The 1918-nt window shown below is 57.2% G+C and carries 1 protein-coding gene and 1 pseudogene; both read left to right on the top strand.

The genetic code is table 11. From position 1 onward, the window contains the following. Positions 1-541: pseudogene (locus WH5701_RS18160) on the top strand (glycosyltransferase); the annotation flags it as partial. 89 nt (positions 542-630) lie between these two features. Continuing rightward, positions 631-1918, top strand: a 1288-nt coding sequence (locus tag WH5701_RS16010) for a DUF2079 domain-containing protein (protein ID WP_071934136.1), incomplete at its 3' end; no start/stop codon positions are given.

The raw sequence follows: 1918 nt of genomic DNA on the forward strand, positions 1-1918 counted from the left end.
TTGTGCCGAAGGGCTGCACAAGCTGCTGGAACAAGGACGGCCCCATTGGGTTTCTCAAACGTGGCAGGTGATGGGAAGCGTTCTCGCCATCGTCGGCTGCGTTGTGATCGTCAACCAAAGCAGCACAGTTCCAGGACTCAGCCTTGGATTGGCAGGGCTTGGGATTGCAGTGGGCGGATGGACACTGCAAGCCAACGCAAGACGGCGTCGATTGCAAGGGTTGGGGATTCTTGTGGTTGGCTGGGGGTTAGCACTACTGGCTCTATGGAGCAGCCAACTTTGGTTGTGGGAGCTCAATGAAAGCTGGGATCCCAGGCCTGTGGCAGCAGCAATCAAAACCTTGCCCTCAGAAGCTGAGGTATTCCTGAAGGGGCCAACCCGTCCCTCGCTCGGTTGGTATGCCAACAAGGAGCTCGGCCGAGTGCGCCAAAACGATCGTCCAGATGGAGAACATTGGGTGGTGAGCAACCGTCCAATATCTGGATGTCGACGGCATGATCCAAGCGTCGATAGTGGATGGCAGCTTTGGCAGTGCGATTGACGCCCCATCGCCGCACCCCAGCAGCACTTTGGTGGTGTTCCGCCGTCTTGGGTTTTTTGGGTTGGGGTTGCTCTGCACTGCGCCATGACTTGCTGCAGAGCAATGCCTATGACCTAGGACTTTTTGATCAATGGGTCTGGCTGATCGGGCGTGGACTCGAGCCTGTGTCATCCATGGAACACGTGCACGTGTTGGCGGACCACGGCGCCTGGCTGCTCTATGGAGCTGGGGCGGCCTATGGCCTTCTGCCTGGAGTGCATTGGCTATTGGCCTCACAAGCCATCGCCCTGAGCTTCACCGCAATTCCAATTTGGTGGCTTGGCCAGCAGGCGGGACTCACACCCAAACACTGTTGGCTCGCTTGTGCACTTTGGTGGCTGCAGCCGGTTGTGTTCAACACCATCCTGTTTGATTTCCACCCTGAAACATGGGTCATGCCTGCGTTTGCCCTGGCGCTTTGGGCTGAACGCGCCGCAAAACCGCGGCTCTGGTTGGCCCTGCTTTTACTGATGCTGGGAGCCCGCGATGGTCTCATCCTGGTGATCGCCGGGATGGCCCTTGACTTGGGCTGGCGTCAACGGTGGCGTTGGTGCGCAGCAGCAGGAGGGCTATCCGTCGGATGGCTATTGATCCTGAGCCAAGGCCTCTATCCCTTGCTCAGAGGTGGGAGCGGACCCAAGGCTGCCGAACGCATGTTCGGACATCTCGGCGGTGGATTTTTAAGCCTTCTCAGCAGCCTTGAGTGGGGAGAAATCGCGTTCTATCTGCTGATTCTCAGCCTGCCGTTGGGCTGGCTTTGGCGCCGGTCGTCACGATCAACCTTGCTGATCGGAAGCCCACTTCTACTTGTGAATCTGCTCTCAGCATCGGCCAGTTATCGCACCTTGGTGCACCACTACAGCTTGCCCTTGGCCCTGATTGCTGTGGTTGCAGCCATCCGAGGGGGGCTCCAATCACCCTCTCGTCGCGGTACTCCGACTTGGGGTTTGATTTGGGCAACAGCCTGCTGGCTAGCCCTGGCAAAACCTTGGTTTTTCACTGGTCCATATCTTGAGCGCCAATCCGATGTTGGGGACGTCAAAAATGCCATCTCACTGATCCAACAAAACGATTCCGTTCTCACCACCAGTTATTTGGTCCCCCAACTCAGCCATCGCGAAACAATCGCATTTCCAAAACGATCGTTCGAACACTCCCTCTCGGACACCAACTGGTCGGTTCTGCTCCTGAATCCAAAGGACCCAGGCTGGGGATCATCGGCGCGGGTGCAACGATCACTCCTCAATCAAGCCCAAACCAATGGCTGGACCTGCCAAACCTGGCCCTCAAACCTGAGCCTTTGCCAAAAAGGTGAGACCAAGACCAACGCCTCTAAAC

This window comes from Synechococcus sp. WH 5701 (genome assembly GCF_000153045.1).
In the GTDB taxonomy this organism is placed as follows: Bacteria; Cyanobacteriota; Cyanobacteriia; order PCC-6307; family Cyanobiaceae; genus Regnicoccus_A; species Regnicoccus_A antarcticus.